Below are 14,759 nucleotides of genomic sequence, written 5' to 3' on the forward strand. Positions count from 1 at the left end.
ACGCCTGCTCACCATTTTTGAGCTGGGCCAGCAACTGGCCGCCGGCCGCGCCGTGGGCCTCGATTCCTTGGAAACCAAGCTGCTGCGCGACGCTAAGAAAGCCGGTTTCTCGGACCAGCAAATTGCCGTGCAGCTGCTGGGCGAGGGCGACGCCACGAGCCTCAAAGCCGACGAGCTGCGCGTGCGCGCCCGCCGCAAGGCCCTGGGCGTGCTGCCTGTGGTGAAGCAGATTGACACGCTGGCCGCCGAATTCCCGGCCAAAACCAACTACCTCTACACCACCTACCACGGCACCGAAAACGACCTGGAGCGCGAAACCAGCAAGTCCATCGTGGTGCTGGGCTCGGGCGTATACCGCATTGGCAGCTCCGTCGAGTTTGACTGGTGCGGCGTGCAGGCCGTGCAAACGGCCGCCGAGGAGGGCTACAAAACCATCCTCATCAACTACAACCCCGAAACCGTATCCACTGATTACGACGTATCGGACCGGCTCTACTTCGAGGAGCTGAGCTTCGAGCGGGTAATGGATATTCTGGATTTCGAGCAGCCCGGCGGCGTGATTTTGAGCACCGGCGGCCAGATTCCCAACAACCTGGCCATGCGCCTAGAAGAAGCCCAGGCGCCAATTCTGGGTACCACGGCCGCGCACATCGACGAGGCCGAGAACCGCCACAAGTTCTCGCGCATCATGGACGAGTTGGGCATTGCCCAGCCGCGCTGGAAGGAGTTGACCTCGCTGGAGGCTATGCACGAGTTTGTGCGCGAAGTGGGCTACCCGGTGCTCATCCGGCCGAGCTACGTGCTGTCGGGCGCGGCTATGAACGTGGTTTCCAACGCCTTCGAGCTGGAAGAATTTCTGAAAGCGGCCAAGCAGGTAAGCGCCGAATACCCGGTAGTGGTGTCCGAGTTCATCCAGGAGGCCAAGGAAATAGAGCTCGATGCGGTGGCCGACAAGGGCGAAATTGTGAGCTACGCCATTTCCGAGCACGTCGAGTTTGCCGGCGTGCACTCCGGCGACGCCACCATGTACTATCCGCCCCAGCGCGTGTACGTGGGCACGGTGCGCAAGCTCAAAATCATCGCCGAAAAAGTGGCCCGGCGCTACGAAATCAGCGGCCCGTTCAACATCCAGTTTCTGGAAAAGGATGGTACCATCCGCGTGATTGAGTGCAACCTGCGGGCCTCGCGCAGCTACCCCTTCGTGTCGAAAATATCGGGCAACAACCTCATCAAAAAGGCCACCCAGGTGCTGCTGGGCAAGCAAGTGCCCCGCGACGAAAGCGAGCGGGTCTACGACCTGCCCTATGTGGGCGTGAAGGCCCCGCAGTTCTCTTTCACCCGCCTGCCCGGCGCCGACCCGGTGATGCGCGTGGACATGGTGAGCACCGGCGAAGTAGGCTGCCTGGGCGACACCGCCGAGGAAGCCCTGCTCAAATCGATGCTGAGCGTGGGGTACAAAATCCCCGAGAAAACGGTGCTCATTTCCGGCGGCCCCATCCTTTCGAAAGTGGCGCTGCTCTCCGCCACCCAGCTGCTGGTGAAACGCGGCTACCAGATTTACGCCACCCAGGGCACCCACCGCTTCTTCGCCGAAAACAACGTGCCATCCAGCCTGCTCTACTGGCCCAACGACGCGCAGGAGCCCAACGTGCTGACGTATCTGAAGGAGAAGAAACTTGACCTGGTCATCAACATCCCCAAGAACCTGTCGAAGGGCGAGCTGGACAACGACTACCGCATCCGCCGCACGGCCGTGGATTCGGGCGTCGGGTTGCTGACGAATGCGCGGCTGGCCAAGGCGTTCATCCGCGCCTTCTGCACGCTGGGAATGGAGGACCTCAAGATCAAGAGCTGGAACGAGTACAAGGCAATGTAGTGCGAACTTTCTAGTCCGTGTGGCTGTACGCCGACCTAAGATTTGCACTAAGAGCTCGTTAAAATTCAGGAATTCTAACTACCTGTACCGCGAAAGATTGTTCGCTGAATCCGACCAACCGTTTGGCCCAGATGCCCGTGTATAACTCCTTAATCAAGCCTCTACTTTTCAACCTCGACGCTGAACGCGCCCACCACCTCGTTTTCGATAATCTGCGCCGTGCTGCGCGGATGCCGGGCACCAAAGCCCTATTGCGGACGCTGTATAATTTCCAGGATTCCAGCCTAGAGCGGGAGGTTTTTGGGCTAAAATTTCCTAACCCCGTGGGCCTGGCGGCGGGGTTTGACAAGAACGCAGCCCTGACCGATGAGCTGGCTACGCTGGGCTTTGGCTTCGTGGAAATTGGGACCGTAACGCCCCGGCCGCAGCCCGGCAACCCCACGCCGCGCCTGTTTCGGCTGCCGCAGGACGAGGCGCTGGTGAACCGCATGGGCTTCAACAACGACGGGGCAGCCGTGGTAGCGGATCGGCTGGCCCGGCGGCGTAACCGGCAGCTTATCATCGGCGGTAACATCGGCAAGAACAAGGACACCCCCAACGAGCACGCGGCCGCCGATTACGTGGCTGGCTTTGAGGCGCTGGCCGAGGTGGTCGATTACTTTGTGGTGAACGTGAGTTCACCCAACACGCCCAACCTGCGCCAGTTGCAGGAGAAAAAGCCCCTCATTGAGCTATTGCAGCAGGTGCAGGCCCGGAACTTGGCCCGTGCCGTGCCGCGTCCACTGCTGCTCAAAATTGCGCCCGACCTCACGGATTCGCAACTCGACGACATTCTGCTCATCGCCCGCGAAACCAACCTGAGCGGCCTCGTCGCCACGAATACCACCATCAGTCGCGATAACCTGAGCACCGAACCTGGTTACGTAGCCAGCCTGGGCGCGGGCGGCCTGAGCGGCAAGCCGCTGCGGGCGCGGGCTACCGAAGTCATTCGCTACCTGCACCGGAAATCAGATGGGGGGCTGCCGATTATCGGCGCCGGTGGCATTCACTCGGCGGCCGATGCACGGGAGAAGCTGGACGCGGGGGCTTCGCTCATTCAACTCTACACCGGGTTCATTTATGAAGGGCCAGCGCTGGTGAGCCGGATAAACCGGAGCCTAGTGTCAGGCTAACGCGCTACGTCCGCACGTGCTGATGCCAGTAGGGGTAACGCGAGTGAAGTGGTTTAGGCAAGACGGACGTATATTTCTTCTGTCCGTCTCACTTAAACCACCTCCACCTCACCAATCTATGGCCTCTGCCTTTAATTGGGAAAGCAAAACCGGGTGCTAGTTCCGCCTATTGCCTTCCTATGATCCGGCGGTGGCAGCCGGCAACTTTGTACCAACGGTCTATTAATCAAATGAATTAGTCGGGGAAACCGTCCTCTTCACCGATGTGAGCAAGCGACGCACAACCTTGACTGGTGCTTTTGCCGTTATGCCTGCATTGCTGCATATTCCTGTGCCTGAAACGCTTGACACCGCTAGTTCTTTCGCCAATCCTGCCATCCCCCGGGGAAAGCCAACGCCGCCGTCCCGCCATTGGGGCCGCTGGCTGTTGTTGGCTTTATTGGCGCTACTCGTGGCATTGGTGCTCGTGGGCCCGCATTATCTGGACCTCTGGCTGCACAGAAAGCTAGAACAGCAGGTAACGGCCCAAACCCACGGCCAGTACCGCCTGCAGGTGGGTGAGCTGCGCACCAACCTCTGGCAGCGTGCTGTCCGACTTACGCACGTGCGCCTGCGACCCGCCGCCACGCTAGCCGACACACTGCCCCGCGTGCGCGTCGATGTAGCTCAACTCCACGTGACCGGTATCGGGCTGCTGACCCTGCTGCGCAAAGGCTTGGTACCCATTGACAGTATTGTGGTCAGCTCGGCCCATCTAGAGGTGCTGGCGCTGGCAAAGAGGCCTGTTAAAAACGCCAACCAACCGTTGCACGAACGATTGCCACTCCAACTCGAAGGCTTCGAGATTGAATACCTGGGGCTGCTGCAGACGCAGGGCACTTACCTGCCTGGGCAGAAGGTAAACGCCCGTTTCAAGCGGGCCGACCTCAGCGCGCACCAACTGCTCATCAGCCCGGCTGGGGCCACCGATACCCAGCGTCTTGGGTACGCCGCCGCCTGGCGCTTGCACCTGCAGCAGGCCCGGGCCCAGGCAGTGGGCCACCGTTTGGCCCTGGCCAGTGCCCACTTTGCAACTACCGATAAGCTGCTACAGCTCGACTCGCTTCGCATTCAGCCCCAGGGCCCGCGCCAGGCAGACCAGGTGCAAGTCGAGCTGGCGCTGCAACGCTTACGCCTGACTGGCCTCGACGCAGCGGCGGTGCAGCACCGGCACCACTTGCGGGCCGACTCGTTGCGCCTGCAAACCCCAACGCTCAACGCTCAACTGCCGAATCAGACACCCGCCACTGGCCCGGCCCCTGCACTGGCTTTCCTGCGCAGGCTGGATCTGGCGCACCTGCAGGTTGCTGATGGCTCTGTGCGCGTATCGGCAAAGGCGCAGGCGTTGAAAATCAATGAACTAGTGCTGGCCGGCACGAGCCTGCAGTACGATTCGGCCACGGCTCCGGATGCCAGCCGGGTGCTGTTTGCTAAAAGCTGGGACCTGACCCTTGGCCGGAGCCAGGCCACCGTGGCCGCTCATGCGCTGAGCCTGGCTGGTTTGCGGCTCTCAACGCAGGCCAGAACGCTGGCCTTGCGTTCGGTGCAGATTCGGCCGCCGGCACCTGGGCAGGGGAAGCCCGGCGCGGCGCGCGTTGCGCTGACTATGCCCAGCCTGACCCTTGTCGGCCTCAATGCGGCAGCGCTGCAGCACCAGCGGCATTTTCAGGCCGACACCTTAACCATTCGCGACACCAAGCTCAACTTTACCCCGCCCACCCAGCCGACGCCACCGGTCTGGAAGCTGCTGTCGGGGTTTGTGCGGCGTTCCGATTTGAACCGGTTCGTAGTGAAAAACACCGATCTGCAGATCGGGGGGCTGCGCCATTCACCGGAGATTTACGACCTCAACCTCATCGGCTCCTCCATTCGCATCGACTCGCTGGCGGCCCAAACGCCCGCACGAATTGCCTACGCCAGATCGTGGCGGGCCAGCTCCGGCTTGGTTACGGCGCCCTTCGACCCGCCTTACTACCGGGCGGCCAGCCAACGCATGCGCCTCGATACCGATGCGCGCACCCTGGTTTTTACCGCCATGTCGCTCACGCCGGCGTACTCTGCGGCGCAGATGAACCAGCGCAAAGGCTATCAGGCGGCCGCTATTTCCATCAAGCTCAGCTCGCTCACCGCCCGCGGCCTCGACTTTGCCGCCCTGGTGGGCCGCAACGATTTCCGCATTGCGCGCATCACGGTGCAGCGCCCGGTGGTGCGCATTGCCTCGGACGGCCGCGGGCCCATCAACCCAAACTACTCGAAGGTTTCGCCCGAAGAGATGCGTAAGCTGCCCGTGCTCGTTGATGTCCGGCAGCTGGATATCAAGGAAGGCAACCTGTATTCGCGCTACCGCAGTCCGCTCACGCCTATCGTCGGGACAATGAGCATCAACCGCTTCAATGGCAGCTTTTACAACCTGAGCAACGACCCCAGGCGCCAGACCGCCGATACCCCGCTCACCGGCAAAGCCACGACGTACCTGCAAAACCGCTGCCGGCTCGACGCGCAGGTGTCCATGTACCTACTCGACCCCATGGGCCGCCATCGGGTATGGGGTGCGTTTGGCCCCGGCCCATTTGCCATGCTCAATGCCATGACGGTGCCCACCCGGTTGGTCGAGTTTAAGCGCGGTAACGTACGTCGCCTACGCTTCGACCTGCACGCGGACCGCCAGCGCGTGCGTGGCACCACTTGGACCGAATACTCCGGCCTGCAAATGACGTTGCTCCGGTTTGATAAAGAAGAAGTTGAAGTTGAGAAGTCGCTGCTTACCCGCGTCAAGTCCAAGCTGGTAAACTTCGTGGTCATCCGCGACCAGAACCCCCGGAAACGAAGAAAATTCGAAACCGGCGACATGAGCTCTACCCGCGAGCCGCGCTTTTCTGTGTTCACGCTGTGGCGCCAAGGCATGGTGAGCGGCTTGTTCAACAATGTGGGCGTTCCCCAGAAACTGGCGCAAAAGCTCAGCGAGAGTAAGGATGAAGCGCCACTCCCTAAATGAGCAAGCCAAAGAGGTCTGCAATCGGCTCCTATTCGAGGTAATAGCTGTTTGAATCACCGTTTCCCTGAACACTTAACCGGGCTAATGCCATTCTGAGGTGGTCGGGTAAATGTGGACAGAATAGGGTCTTATCTTTCGAACGTCATGAAAGACAGCCCCCAACCTCCTAAACGTCGGCGCTACGATGCCGCCTTCCGGGCCGAAGCGTTACGCTTGGCTGAGCAAAGTCGCTCGACCCAGGCCGCGGCCCGTGCCTTGAATATCAATGCTAAGCTGCTCTACAAGTGGCAGAAAGAAGCCCTGACGCCCGTCGCGGCCGCTCGCGGGGCCGATTTAGACCCGGCTATGGCCGCCGAGTTGCGTCAACTGCGGGCCGCCAATCGGCGGCAGGCGCAGGAGTTGGAAATTTTAAAAAAAGCCATCGCCAGTTGCCTGCTTTAAGCGCAGGCTCTCACAGACACCGGACCAATGAGCCGTTATCGTTTCATCGAGGCGCATCGGGAGCAGTACGCCGTGCGGCTGCTCTGCCAGCTGGTGCAGGTGCCGGCCAGCGGTTACTACGCGTGGCAACAGGTTCAGCAACAGGCCATCCCTAAGACGGAGCCAGCGTGGGAAACGGCGCTGGTCAAGGTCTTCGGGGTGCATAAGCGCTGCTATGGCACGCGTCGCCTCCAGGTAGCGCTGCGGCAACAAGGGACACCGGGTGGGACGTCAGCGCCTGCGGGCGGCTATGCGCCGCCGGGGCCTGCACGCGCTCCAGCCGAAGGCGTTTACGCCGCGCACCACCGATTCGACGCACGGCCTGCGGTGCGCCCCCAACCGGCTGTTGGACCAGCCCAAACCGACCCAGGCCAACCGCGTCTGGGTCAGTGACATCACGTATCTACCCTTGGCTAACGGCGACTGGGCCTACCTGTGCGCCTTTCAGGACATGGCCAGCAAGCGGGTCGTGGGCTGGCAGGTCGGGGCGACGATACCCGAAGCTTTGGTAATCAGCGCCTTACAGCGCGCCTTTTGGGCGCAGTCGCCCACGCCGGGCATGCTCGTGCACTCGGACCGGGGCGGGCAGTACTGCGGCAATGTCTATCGGCAATTGCTGCACGATCACCAAGCGGTGCGCTCACAGAGCCGACGCGGCGACTGCTACGACAATGCCCAAGCCGAGAGTCTGTGGTCGCGCCTCAAAACGGAGGTCTTGGAAGTCCGTGAGCGGCCCGTTTTTGCGAACCTAGCCGATGCGCAACGCAGCGTCGCCGACTATTTTGACTAGGGGCTTAGGAAGCTGGGGGCGCGAGGCGCACAGCGTGCGGCGCGAGAGCGTGCCGCCGCTCAGAGCCAAGCCCTGGGCGCCGGCTGGCTGCCGGGAACACCCGGCCTCACCGCCTCGTAAGGGTAACAACTAGCCCTGGGTATCCGCAAAGCATATCATTCCGGGGGTGCCGGTGCTCACTGCCACGCTATTCGTTTTTTCATGACTACTGTTGCTGCGCCGGCGCTGCCGGGCGAAACCCTACCCCCAGATAACTTGGCCGATGTACTGTTCACGACCTCTCCCGTGGGCATTATGCTGCTGCGGCCCGTGTACGCGGCCGACGGCACGGCCATTATCGACCTGGCCTGGGAGCGGCTTAATGCAGCGGCCCAGCGCATGCTAAACTTGCCCGAGCAGCCCACCGACTCGTTTCTGACGCTCTTTCCGGCCGCCCCGGAGGTAGGTGTGTATCAGTTCTACCGCGACGCTTTTTTATCGGGACACGTCGAACGTCGGCAGAACCTCTACCAGGATGACCAGCTCGATGGCTACTACGAACTCGTGGCCCAGCGCTGCGGTGACGTGCTGGTTGTGCACTTCACCGACGGACGCGACCAGCCCCGTACGGCTGTGGAGGAGGTGCTGCGCGCGAGCCAGACCCGCGAGCGGGACGCCCGCGCCGAAATTGAAGCGCAGCAGGCCACGCTGCGGCACACCTTCGAGCAGGTGCCCGTGGCGCTCGGCATCGCGGAGGGGCCGGATTACGTGGTGACGTTTGCCAACGACGGCATGCTCCAGCTGTGGGGTCGGCCGCTGGCCACTGTGGTGGGGCGGCCCCACTTCGAAGCCCTGCCCGACCTGCAGGGCCAGGGATTCGAGGCTATTTTTGCCGATGCTTACCACCGCGGCCAGTCCTGCTACCTGCATGAGCATCTAGTACAGATTGACCGCCAGGGCACGGGGCAGCTGGTTTCGGGGTACTTCAACATCGTTTACCAACCCCTGCGCGATAGGCAGCAGCGCATCACCGGCATTGTAGCCTCGGCCATTGAAGTTACCGAGCAGGTGCTGGCCCGCCAGCAGCTACAGCAGCTCAACGAGGAGCTCGAGCGGCGGGTCACGGCCCGCTCGGCCGACGTACGAATGGCCCTGCACGAAGCCGAAGACCAGCGCGAGCAGCTGCGCGCCCAGCGCGCGCTGCTCGACCAGATTCTGCGCCAGATGCCCGCCGCCATTGCTACACTCACCGGCCCCGAGCACCGCTATTCGTTCTTCAATGCGCCCTTTCAGGCCATTTCAGCGCAGCGCGTCGAGTTGGGGCGCACCGTGGCCGAGGTATTCCCCGAGGTAGTCGAACAGGGATTTATCGACCTGCTCGACCAAGTATATGCCACGGGCGAGCCGTACGTGAGCGCCGAAACTCCGGTTTTGCTCCACAACCCAACTACCGGCCAAGCTGAGCCCCGGTACCTGGACTTGGTGTACCAGTCGCTGCACGGCGGCCCCCACCAGTCGCTGGATATTCTGGTGTTTGTGCTGGACGTGACTGACCGGGTACTGGCCCGCCAGGAACGTGAAGACCAGCAGCGCCTGGTCGAATCCGTGTTCGAGCAGTCGCCCACGGCTATTTGGGTAGTGGAGGGACCCGATTATGTATTTACCCTCGTCAATCCGCTGATGGAGCAGATTTTGGGCCGCACCCGGCAGGAATTGCTGGGGCGCCCCTACCTGCAGGTGATGGCGGAGTTGGTGAGCCAGGGATTGCCCGGACTGTTGGCCCGGGTGTGGCAGAGCGGCGAAACGGTGGCGGTGAAGGAGTGGCCGGCACGCCTGGCCTACCATCAGCCCGGGGAGACGGGTTACTTCAGCTTTGTGTTTCAACCCTTGCGCGATGCGCAGGGCCGCATCGCGCGCATTGCGTGCGTGACCACCGACGTGACCGACCAGGTGGTGGCCCGCCAACAGGTACAGACCCTCAATCAGGAGCTCCAGCTCACCAACCAGGAGCTGCACGGCAGCAATGCCCAGCTGCTGCGCACCAACATGGACCTGGACAACTTCATCTATACCGCCTCTCACGACCTCAAAGCCCCCATTTCCAACATCGAGGGCTTACTCTATCTGCTGCAGGAAGATCTACCCGCCGCCGTAGTCCAAGACCCGGAAATCGGCCCCACTCTTTCGCGCATGCTCGATGCTGTGGAGCGCTTTAAGCGCACCATTGACCACCTCACCGAAGTTTCCCGGCTGCAAAAAGAACACGCACCGGCCGCCACGCTGGTCAATCTGGCGGCGGTGGTCGAGGATGTGCGGCAGGACCTGCGGTCTATGCTGGACGTAGCCGGCGCCCGGCTCACTGTTGATGTGCCCGCCTTGCCGCCCGTGCCGTTTACCGAAAAGAACCTGCGCTCGGTGGTGTACAACCTGCTCAGCAACGCCGTTAAGTACCGCCACCCCGACCGCACGCCCCATGTCGATGTGCGAGCCCACGTGCGCGAAGGCCACACCGTGCTCGAAGTGCACGACAACGGCCTCGGACTTGCCCCCGCCTACATACCGCGCCTATTCACCATGTTCCAGCGCTTTCACGACCACGTGGAGGGCACCGGAATTGGCCTTTACATGATTAACCGCATGGTTGAAAACGCTGGTGGCCGTATCGAAGTCCACAGCCAGCTTGGGGCCGGCACCACTTTTTTCGTTTTCCTGCCCCACGCGGCCAGCCCTGCTGGGCAGCCCCTCCCTACTTATATCCCTTCCTGAGATATGTCCGCTATTTCCTGTACTCTACTCATTGACGACGACGATACCACCAACTTTCTCAACCAAACCTTGCTACAACGCATGGCCAGGAGGCCCTCGACCTGCTGCACACCCATTGTCAGGTGACCATGTCGCCCACTTGCCCGGTCCTCATTTTGCTCGACATGGAGATGCCCCGCTTGAACGGCTTCGAGTTTCTGCAGGCCTACGCCTAGCGTCCCAAACAGGAGAATCCCTCGGTAGTCATCATCATGCTCACCACCTCCCTCAACCCCCAAGACATGGCCCAAATGCAGGGCCTGCCCATCGCCGGCTACCTCACCAAGCCCCTCACCCGCGACAAAATCACCCGGGTGCTGCACGAGCATTTTGACCAGCCCACCGGCGAACCTTCCGCCGGGGGTACCCCTGGCTGAGCCTCTCGAAATCGACCTTCTTTTATCTTTACTGCCTTTCCTGGCCTACTTCCCTCCGGGCCAATGCTTCGCCTGTCATCGGTTTCTATTCATGCCGTTCTCACCTCCTCGCCCCGCCATCGTTTTCATCACGGGTGCCGTCGTCACGTCGGCGAGTTGGGCCAATTGGCAGGCTTACTTCGAAGGTGAAGGCTACACCTGCTACGCCCCCGACTGGCCCCACAAGCAGGCCCCGGCCGCTGAGTTGCGTCGCCAGCACCCGCACTCACCCATCGCCCAAAACGGCCTGCAAGACGTGCTGCGGGTGTACACGGAGTTCATCGCCCGGCTGCCGGCCAAACCCATCGTTATTGGGCATTCTTTTGGCGGACTCATCGTGCAACTGCTGCTTCAGCAAAACGCCGTGGTGGCGGGCGTGGCCATCGAGTCGGCGCCGCCCTTGGGCGTGGTGGTGGCCAACTGGTCGCTGGTGCGGTCGGTACTGCCCATGCTGGGCCTGTTTTCGTCGCTGAAAACGACGTTTTTGCCCACTTTCGCGCAATGGCAGTACGCCATTGCCAACGGCCTGCCCTTGGCCGACCAGCAGAAGTACTACGACCAGCTGGCCGCGCCGGAATCCAAAAAGACCATCCGCGGTGCCCTGAGCTTATTGGCCCGCGTCGACTTCGCCCGGCCGCACGCGCCGCTGCTGTTTCTGGCCGGCGGCGCCGACCGCATTATGCCCGCCGCCCTCAACCGTGCCAACCACCGCCGCTACCGCCACGCCGCCTCGGTAACCGACTTCGAGGAGTTGCCCGGTCGCTGCCACGCCATGCTTGGCCAGTCCACCTGGCGCGAAGATGCGGCCTTGGTCGAGCGGTGGCTCACCGCCCAAGCCACTTCAGCCTAAACGAGTTAACCTGTCGGTGAATTAAATGGTAGCGGCCACTAGCGTGAGCGAAGCCAGCGTCAGTCTTTTCTACCGATAGGCGGCGCAACGTGTTCTGAACATCAGGTAAGTCAGGCCATTCCACTACCTATGTTTCATACCGTTCCCACTCTGCCCCGTTTAATTTGGCTCCCTCATTCTACCGCTAACTGGAAATCAAACGATTAAAACTATTTTCAAGTCGCGGAAGTTAGCTATAAGCACTAAAAAAATGCATTTCACCTGATACAATCATACAGAGATGAACACTTCATTTTTAACCGCCATACTTATGAACAGCTTATTGCTTTTTGATTTTAGCACCTCCTCAGACTGGTCTGTGTGGGAGATAGAGAACGACGTAGTGATGGGCGGTAAATCCTCCAGCAACCTCGCGCGAAGCGAAGAGGGAAATGCAGTTTTCACTGGGGATGTTTCCTTGGAAAACGACGGCGGGTTTGCTTCTATGCAGTATCATTTTAAACCCCAGGATATAAAAGGCTACAATAAGGCCTGCATCCGCTTAAAAGGAGATGGTAAGCCATACCAATTCAGAATAAAAGCTAATCTGAATGAAAAAGCATCGTATATACATACTTTCAAAACCAGCGGAGAATGGCAAACTATCGAAATTCCACTCAATGAAATGCAACCCTCATACCGCGGAGAAAAGATGGATCAGCCCAATTTTAACGCCCATAAGATCCAGGAAATTCGGTTTTTGATTGGCAACGGGAAAGCAGAGAACTTCCAGCTGGAAATAGATAAGATCGAGTTACAATAAAGACTGATTTAATCTAGAGAAATCAAGCAGCTTGCACTACTAGTTCTTTATCAATTAAGCTGTTTGAAAAATACCCACAATCAATTAAAACGTCATGCTGAGCGCAGTCGAAGCATCCCTACCGCTTCGTTGAACGACTGCCATAAAGCGGTAGAGATGTTTTGTCAGGCTCAGCATGACTTTTTTTTAACTTTACAAATAGCTTTAATACAATTGAGCACAACTACTGGTTGGTGCTATAGCGATAGAACCCATAGGGTAATAATACTCTTGTCACCCGAGTAATATTTAAATCGGTTATATAACAGGGTATTCACATCCTCTGATTGGAGATTCATTGGCTTTATAAATTTCTTTTATTAACAATTAGCTCCCAATTGGCGCGGATTAAATATGGTGAGTGCGAGTTTAACACGGTGTAATTCATATCACTAAAGAGGGCAATCACACCTCAATCAATTACAAGGTTGTAGAATAAAAAATTCGAGACATTGTACGTTGAGCAGGTGTGGTTACGCTGTTTTTAGTACGGGTAATAGAACTTTTCCTCCCGGGCCCAAACAATACTCTGTCAGCAGGCAAAAGTGAGCTATTGGCTTCCCCAGCGCTTGGGCGCGAAGGCATATTTCGCTGGAGTTGGTGAGGCGACAAGCAGCGCTGGGTCACCACGTCACTTGTCGTTATTTGGTCTGGGCATCCTTGGGTCAGTTTGTCTGGCAAACCGCCCAAACCCTGTATCAGGCCAGCCAGCAGCAATAAGCACCTTACCTGCCCCTGCTACTGGCTAAACCTTTTATCCCAGCCCTACCGAATCTTAACGTGCCTGAGCTGTCGGGCGATAGGAACATAATGCGGTATTGCGCCTATTCGACTATCTTCCGCCACTCATTATTTTCTGCTGCTGCTGCCATGGCTACTTCTTCGCCCTCCCCCCTTCCCGACGACGAATCTGCCCGGCTCGCAGCCCTGCGTTCATTTGAGGTATTAGCCGCCTTGGCCGAGCCCGTATTCGAGGAGTTCGTGGCCTTGGCTGCACGCCTGTTCCAAGTACCCATCTCGCTGCTATCGGTGGTGGAGGAAGCCGACGTGCATTACCCGGTTGCGGTAGGAATGCCCGCTCATGGCCACCTGCCGCGCGCGGAAGTACTGTGTTCCACAGCCATTGTACTGGGCCGGGCCGTAGTTTACCACGACGTACTGCTGGAACAACACCCTCCTATTCCGGAGGAGATATTGCGGGTGGCGCAGCAAAACCACGTGCGCTTTTATGCTGGGGCCCTGTTGCGGCTGCCCGACCAGCACCCGCTCGGCACGCTATGCCTCGTCAATCACGAGCCCCGCCCCTTTACACCCGACGAACAGCAGATCTTGGAACTGCTTGCCGGGCTGGTCAGCCAGACGCTGGCCGTGCGCCACCGGTGCCGAGCGCGCACGGGGGGAGCCGGCCAAGACAAGTGGGCACACTTGAGCGCCGAGTTGCAGGAGGAAATCGGAGCCCTCAACGCGCTGGTGCGTTACCTCAATGCCCGCAACGGCAGCGCGGTACCCGTACCGACGGCCTTTCTGGACCAGGTAAAAGGCCGCATGTACGACCTGAAAGGAGTGCTGGATGCCACCCGTTTTTGAGGATAGACTTGGCTTTAGACCAGGAGAGTCAGGAATTTTTCCGGTACGTGGCCGCTAGCAGCCAGCAAATAGACCCGGTTCTTACTAATTAATAAAGTCTAGAGCGGCAAAGTCTAGAGCGGCGCATAACCTTGGTGGCCTACCTTTGCTCAGGGTGCCTGCTCGTCAGTGCACCCGGCCTTATCCAACCAGAATGAACACAACTATCCGGAACCAAGAAAACAGCCTACCAGCAGAAATAGCCGAGTTTACCGCCCTTTTGCAACAGCAGGGGGTGCATGCGGCTTTGGCCTACCTCAATTACCGCACGCCCCATCGTTACACGGGCGTGTGGCGTTTCGATGGGGATATGCTACGCAGCGAGGCCCTGTTTGACCGGAAAATGGCGGCGGTGCGGCAGGGAGCCGATGCGCCGATGGCCGCCACCTACTGCTCGCTGGTAGGCCGCACCGAGGCACCGGTGCAGATTCTGGACGCCACCGTGGACCCGCAGGCGCTGGGCATCGAAACGCCGGTTATTTCCTATTGCGGCGCGCTTATGCGCGATGGGGAGGGCCGGGCTTTTGGCACGCTGTGCCACTACGATTTGCAGCGCTGCCAGGAGCGCACCACTGATCAGCCCCTACTGGCGGCCGCCGCGCAGCTGCTCTACCAGCACCTATATGCAAGCAACGCACATGGGTCCTGAATGCAGTAGGGCGAAGGATACCGAAAAGGAAATCCAAGGATTTTCCTATCAGGAAGGCGAGCAACACCTGTTCGTGGCTATTTACCGCACCAGCAAGGCAGCCTTTGCCGCTCTACACACGCGCTAAAGGGGTCGTTGTGGCCGAACTAAGCCATCAAAGAGGCTAACGTCCCGCGCTTCCATTACCAGACCATTACCGAGCCCTACGAACACGTGCAGGTCTTTCTACTGATATAGTTTT

General features: G+C 59.6%; 10 protein-coding genes and 1 pseudogene. All 11 read left to right on the plus strand.

The window, feature by feature from the left end; translation table 11 throughout:
* A partial coding sequence (locus tag HW556_RS16315; RefSeq protein ID WP_176901185.1) for a carbamoyl phosphate synthase preATP-grasp domain-containing protein occupies nucleotides 1–1,876 on the plus strand: 1,876 nt, incomplete at its 5' end.
* 137 nt (nucleotides 1,877–2,013) lie between these two features.
* Nucleotides 2,014–3,048 (plus strand): quinone-dependent dihydroorotate dehydrogenase, encoded by a 1,035-nt coding sequence (locus tag HW556_RS16320; protein ID WP_176901186.1) that lies wholly within the window; start codon nucleotides 2,014–2,016, stop codon nucleotides 3,046–3,048.
* A 331-nt stretch (nucleotides 3,049–3,379) separates the two neighbouring features.
* Nucleotides 3,380–6,082 carry an AsmA family protein gene (locus tag HW556_RS16325; protein ID WP_176901187.1) on the plus strand — a complete coding sequence of 901 codons (2,703 nt, stop codon included), beginning with the start codon at nucleotides 3,380–3,382 and terminating at the stop codon, nucleotides 6,080–6,082.
* 144 nt (nucleotides 6,083–6,226) lie between these two features.
* Entirely contained in the window at nucleotides 6,227–6,523 is a 297-nt protein-coding gene (locus tag HW556_RS16330; RefSeq protein ID WP_176901188.1) for a transposase, read from the plus strand.
* A 259-nt stretch (nucleotides 6,524–6,782) separates the two neighbouring features.
* A pseudogene (locus HW556_RS16335) lies at nucleotides 6,783–7,352 on the plus strand (IS3 family transposase); the annotation flags it as partial.
* A 201-nt stretch (nucleotides 7,353–7,553) separates the two neighbouring features.
* On the plus strand, nucleotides 7,554–10,097 hold the full coding sequence (locus HW556_RS16340) for a PAS domain-containing sensor histidine kinase (protein ID WP_176901190.1): 2,544 nt from the start codon (nucleotides 7,554–7,556) through the stop codon (nucleotides 10,095–10,097).
* Nucleotides 10,098–10,348: 251 nt separating this feature from the next.
* Nucleotides 10,349–10,513, plus strand: a complete 165-nt coding sequence (locus HW556_RS16345; protein ID WP_176901191.1) for a response regulator — start codon at nucleotides 10,349–10,351, stop codon at nucleotides 10,511–10,513.
* Nucleotides 10,514–10,604: 91 nt separating this feature from the next.
* Complete coding sequence (locus HW556_RS16350) at nucleotides 10,605–11,402, plus strand: alpha/beta hydrolase (RefSeq protein ID WP_176901192.1); 798 nt, start codon at nucleotides 10,605–10,607, stop codon at nucleotides 11,400–11,402.
* A gap of 310 nt (nucleotides 11,403–11,712) precedes the next feature.
* Nucleotides 11,713–12,204 carry a CIA30 family protein gene (locus tag HW556_RS16355; protein WP_246289695.1) on the plus strand — a complete coding sequence of 164 codons (492 nt, stop codon included), beginning with the start codon at nucleotides 11,713–11,715 and terminating at the stop codon, nucleotides 12,202–12,204.
* A 909-nt stretch (nucleotides 12,205–13,113) separates the two neighbouring features.
* Nucleotides 13,114–13,830 carry a GAF domain-containing protein gene (locus HW556_RS16360; RefSeq protein WP_176901194.1) on the plus strand — a complete coding sequence of 239 codons (717 nt, stop codon included), beginning with the start codon at nucleotides 13,114–13,116 and terminating at the stop codon, nucleotides 13,828–13,830.
* A gap of 193 nt (nucleotides 13,831–14,023) precedes the next feature.
* Nucleotides 14,024–14,518, plus strand: a complete 495-nt coding sequence (locus tag HW556_RS16365) for a hypothetical protein (protein WP_176901195.1) — start codon at nucleotides 14,024–14,026, stop codon at nucleotides 14,516–14,518.
* Nucleotides 14,519–14,759 lie beyond the last annotated feature (241 nt).

Origin of the sequence: Hymenobacter terrestris, assembly GCF_013377905.1 — a bacterium.
In the GTDB taxonomy this organism is placed as follows: Bacteria; Bacteroidota; Bacteroidia; order Cytophagales; family Hymenobacteraceae; genus Hymenobacter; species Hymenobacter terrestris.

Bases quoted from the DNA above. Each gene is read 5' to 3' on its own strand.
- HW556_RS16330 (WP_176901188.1), top strand. From the start codon at position 6,227: ATGAAAGACAGCCCCCAACCTCCTAAACGTCGGCGCTACGATGCCGCC.
- HW556_RS16340 (WP_176901190.1), top strand. From the start codon at position 7,554: ATGACTACTGTTGCTGCGCCGGCGCTGCCGGGCGAAACCCTACCCCCA.
- HW556_RS16345 (WP_176901191.1), top strand. From the start codon at position 10,349: ATGCTCACCACCTCCCTCAACCCCCAAGACATGGCCCAAATGCAGGGC.
- HW556_RS16350 (WP_176901192.1), top strand. From the start codon at position 10,605: ATGCCGTTCTCACCTCCTCGCCCCGCCATCGTTTTCATCACGGGTGCC.
- HW556_RS16355 (WP_246289695.1), top strand. From the start codon at position 11,713: ATGAACAGCTTATTGCTTTTTGATTTTAGCACCTCCTCAGACTGGTCT.
- HW556_RS16360 (WP_176901194.1), top strand. From the start codon at position 13,114: ATGGCTACTTCTTCGCCCTCCCCCCTTCCCGACGACGAATCTGCCCGG.
- HW556_RS16365 (WP_176901195.1), top strand. From the start codon at position 14,024: ATGAACACAACTATCCGGAACCAAGAAAACAGCCTACCAGCAGAAATA.